Raw genomic sequence first — 3703 nt, 5'->3', positions numbered from 1 at the left:
CAACAACGGCTCCGAACGCGACATCCGCATGATCAAACTACGGCAGAAGGTATCCGGCTGCCTACGCACGCTCACCGGCGCCCGCCAGTTCTGCGCGATCCGCAGCTACCTGTCCACCGCCACCAAACACGGCATCAGCCTGTTCGACGCTCTCGTCCAACTTGCCGAGGGCCGTCCCTGGATGCCCGCGATCAGCTAACTCAAGATCAAAAACTACCTGACTAGTTACGGCGATTTTACGCTGTCGATATCCGGACAGGCTCACCGCGGCACGATGACCTCGTATTCATCCGAGTCAGCGGATATACCGGATGAAAGCTTTTACGGCTGTGGGGAGCATCATGCGTGTGTCCGTGCCATCCGCTGTTCCCGTCACCCTGGTGGTCGCCGCGGCGCTCCTGCTGGTGACGGGCTGCAACGGTAGCAGCAGCGGTAGCAGCCGCTCGTCCAGCGGGCGATCGTCGCATGTCTCGAAGTCGTCCGACAGCAATCGGACGGGAACGACGGGAACGCAGCGCTCCACGCCGCTGGCAACGGCGTCCGCCAGCACCTCCCCGGCGCGGGATGGCGATGTCGACGGCGACGGCCGCACGGACTCGATCGCCCTTCCCGCCGCTGGCACACTCCGCGTCCGCTACGCGACCGGCCACACCGACGAGGTTCCCTTCCAGGGCAACCCGGATCTGACGGTGCAGGGGGTACTCGGCTCGGTCGACGCGGACCGGGACGGGCACGCGGAGGTGTTCGTCCGGGTCGACCGGGGTGCGGGGCTGCAGGCGGCAACGGTCTTCCGATATGTCGGTTCCCGGCTGCGGCTGGTCACGCTCGACGGGCAGCAGACGTCGCTGCCCTACGGCGCCTCACTGCGGAACGCGGCGAAATGGGGATGCCGCCGCACGCAGTCACCGGCCGCCGCGATCGAGATCTGGACGGGCACCAGCACCGACGGCAAGAGCTATCAGGGGCGCGCCACCTTCTACAACTTCTCCGACTCCCGCCTGATCACCCGCGGTCAGTCAACCCCGACCCCACCACCGCAGAACCTCGCCTGCGGCTCGGTGACACTCACCTGAGAACCCAGCCACACAGCTTCCACACCCCTGGCGCTCCGTGAAGGTGTCAGCAGTCTCGTTCTTGTATCTGAACCTGAGACGAACAGGTGAGATCTGACGGCATTCCGCTCTGTCCATGGTCGCCGCGGCGGCCCGAGGAGCCGCCGGTCCCGGGGTGGAGTCGGGGAGTCCGGCCGAACCTGCGACTGCGGCCTCCAGCCGGCCGCGGTGGTCGGTGTGACCCACCGATGGGCGGCGCGTACGTCCTCGACGGCGTCGCCCCCGCGGAGGACGGTGTTCACCAAACCGCCCGCAGATAGTAGAAAATCCCGGAAGCCATCTGGCTTCCGGGATTTTCTATAGTAGCGGGGACAGGATTTGAACCTGTGACCTCTGGGTTATGAGTCGGCCGGCAGTCATCCCGGCCCATACGACGGAGTCCCAAACCACCTGATATCAGATGATTCCGTACGTACGTCAGTCCTGAACGTCTCAAGGCGTCCGCCCTGACGGCGCCCGTCTCGGTCACACATCTGGTCACCTGCCGATCAACTCGCACCAACTCTCCGGTCGAGGGGCGCGCCCTGCTGGGGTACCGGTGCCGCCTGGGCGAGCCAGGCGGCGCTGTAGGCGGTGGCCGCGACCGGCAGCGCGACCAGGACGGCGTAGGCCATGCCGGCACGGCGTAGCCGCAGGGCGTAGGAGGCGCACCAGGGGGCCTCGGCGGCGTACCGCCACAGGGCCACCGGCGAGGCCGGCGGGCAGACCAGCGGCGGCCACCCCCGGTCCCGGTCACCCACCGCCACCGGGCCGGGCTCGGGAAGACTCCGAAGACTCCGCTCGGAAGCCTCGCGCGCGTAGGCGCCTGCGTAGTGACTCCTCCCCGGCAGGCCCACCGCCGGGACCATCGGAGTCTCGGGAGTCTTCGGAGTCTCACTCACTGTGGCTCCCGGCCGATCTGCTCGCGGCGCAGCATCTCCGCGAGGTAGGCCAGATGGACCGCGGCGTCGTCGCCGACCTGACGGGCCCGGCCGGGCGGGACGTCGCAGAGCGCGCCCCGCAGGTAGTCCACGGCCGCCATCAGCCGAGCCGTCGGCGTCGTGGCCTTCGCCCGGCGGGCGACGTAGTTTGCCCGCCGCCGCGACCAGCGGGCCTCGATCGCCGTTCGGCGGGCCGGGCGGCTACGGGTCGGGCTCACCGGCCCGCCCCGACCGGCTCGGCGCGAAGCTCGCGCAGCAGGGCGTCAAGCTTGCGGGTCCCGGCCCGCTGGCCCCGCTCCTTCAGTCCGGCGTGCAGCGTCGAGCGGGTCAACGGCCGGCCCGCGGCGGCGAGCTCGTCACGGACCTTCCGCCCGTCGCCGAGAAGATCCGCCACGTCCGCCTCGCCACCCGGTGTCGTGGCCGCCTCGGCGGCGGGGGCGGGTAGTTCGGGGGCGTGGAACTGTACGGCCGGCAGCCGCGGCCCCGTTGTCTCCGCCGACGTCTGCGGCAGCGCCGGAGGCGGCGCGGCCGGCGTGGGCGTCGGGCCGGTGAGCGGCTGGCGCGGCGGCGGAACCGGCATCGGTGCCGGTGCCGGTGCCGGTGCCGGGCCGATGTCCGCCGGGGTGGGCAGCGGCCGGCGGGTGTGCCCGTCGGTGTGCTGGCCGTTGTGCTCGGCGGGGTCGTCGTCGCCGGCGGACAGGCCGGTTCGGGTCCACGCTGCGGCGACCGGGACAACCACTGCGACGTGGTCAGACGCCCCGTTCGCCCCGGCCTCGACGGCCGGGAAATCGGCGGTGGCGGCGGGCGTGTGCCCACCGTCGGGCGCGGTGCCGCCGTCGCGGAGACGGCCGTATCCCTTCGGCTCCGTGATGCTGTCCGCCAGTTCGGCCCCGGCATACGAGGGACGCGCTGCCGCCCCTCGGACCGGCGACGTACGCGGCGGCACATCACCTTCGGCCGGGGTCTCGTCGGCCTCTGCGTGAGCGGGCTTGGTGGCCTTCAGCCCGGCGACCAGGCCGAACGCGAGGACCGGCCAGACCGCCATCAGCCCGACCCACACGCCCGGGTCGCCCACGATCGGGCGGGCGTCGCCCGGGGTGGTGGGCCGGTGCAGGACGGCGACCAGGTTACAGGCGCCGGAGAACACCACCGCGCAGATCACCACGAACACCGCCCACTTGATCGGCGAGTCGACGCGACGCCGGGAGGTGATCGCGGCGGCCAGGGCCACGGCGACCAGGACCCGGCCCAGCCGCCACGCCACCACCGCGCCCACACCCAGCGCGATCGGCAGCCACACCGGAACACCCGGGTCAGTCATCGCGGACCCCGCGGTGCGCACGCCGCAGCGCCGCCCGCACACCGGCCATCACGCCACCACCGCCACAGGGGACGGCCGCCCCGGGAACGTCGGGTCCGCCCCGCCGCCACGAACAGCCCGCCGGGGCGGCGCCGGCCGCGCGGCCTCGGCCAACGCAACCTCAGCGGCCGTCAGACCGGCGGGCCGATGCGGGCGGCCGCTGGCACGCTCCTCGGCTTCTCCAGCACGCGCACCTACCCCTACATCCAGGCCGGAGGACTCCCCCACCCTCGGAAAACCACCCACGGTGACGGGGAAGCCACCAGGGAAGCGGCCGAAGGCCGGGGAAGTTTCCCCACCCGCCTCCCCAA

At 71.7% G+C, this 3703-nt stretch carries 4 protein-coding genes and 1 pseudogene; 2 read left to right on the top strand and 3 right to left on the bottom strand.

Annotation, left to right across the window (positions count from 1 at the left end):
* Together CM1CMNOD_RS04285 and CM1CMNOD_RS04280 are read left to right on the top strand one after the other, a co-directional pair.
* Nucleotides 1–199: pseudogene (locus tag CM1CMNOD_RS04285) on the top strand (IS66 family transposase); the annotation flags it as partial.
* 142 nt (nucleotides 200–341) lie between these two features.
* A complete protein-coding gene (locus CM1CMNOD_RS04280) occupies nucleotides 342–1073 on the top strand; it encodes a hypothetical protein (protein ID WP_050803331.1) in 732 nt (243 codons plus the stop codon).
* Nucleotides 1074–1600: 527 nt separating this feature from the next.
* Here the strand turns inward: CM1CMNOD_RS04280 and CM1CMNOD_RS04275 are convergent.
* Genes CM1CMNOD_RS04275 through CM1CMNOD_RS04265 form a run of 3 tightly spaced genes read right to left on the bottom strand, consistent with a single transcriptional unit; the run spans nucleotide 1601 to nucleotide 3353 of the window.
* A complete protein-coding gene (locus tag CM1CMNOD_RS04275) occupies nucleotides 1601–1993 on the bottom strand; it encodes a hypothetical protein (protein WP_013872433.1) in 393 nt (130 codons plus the stop codon).
* Nucleotides 1990–2250, bottom strand: a complete 261-nt coding sequence (locus CM1CMNOD_RS04270) for a hypothetical protein (RefSeq protein ID WP_013872432.1) — start codon at nucleotides 2248–2250, stop codon at nucleotides 1990–1992. Before CM1CMNOD_RS04270 ends, CM1CMNOD_RS04275 begins: the two co-directional genes overlap by 4 nt.
* Complete coding sequence (locus tag CM1CMNOD_RS04265) at nucleotides 2247–3353, bottom strand: hypothetical protein (RefSeq protein WP_131772172.1); 1107 nt, start codon at nucleotides 3351–3353, stop codon at nucleotides 2247–2249. Before CM1CMNOD_RS04265 ends, CM1CMNOD_RS04270 begins: the two co-directional genes overlap by 4 nt.
* Between the last annotated feature and the right edge of the window lie 350 nt (nucleotides 3354–3703).

The organism is Protofrankia symbiont of Coriaria myrtifolia, from assembly GCF_900634755.1.
In the GTDB taxonomy this organism is placed as follows: domain Bacteria; phylum Actinomycetota; class Actinomycetes; order Frankiales; family Frankiaceae; genus Protofrankia; species Protofrankia coriariae.
This window is presented reverse-complemented; position numbering and strand designations above follow the sequence as displayed.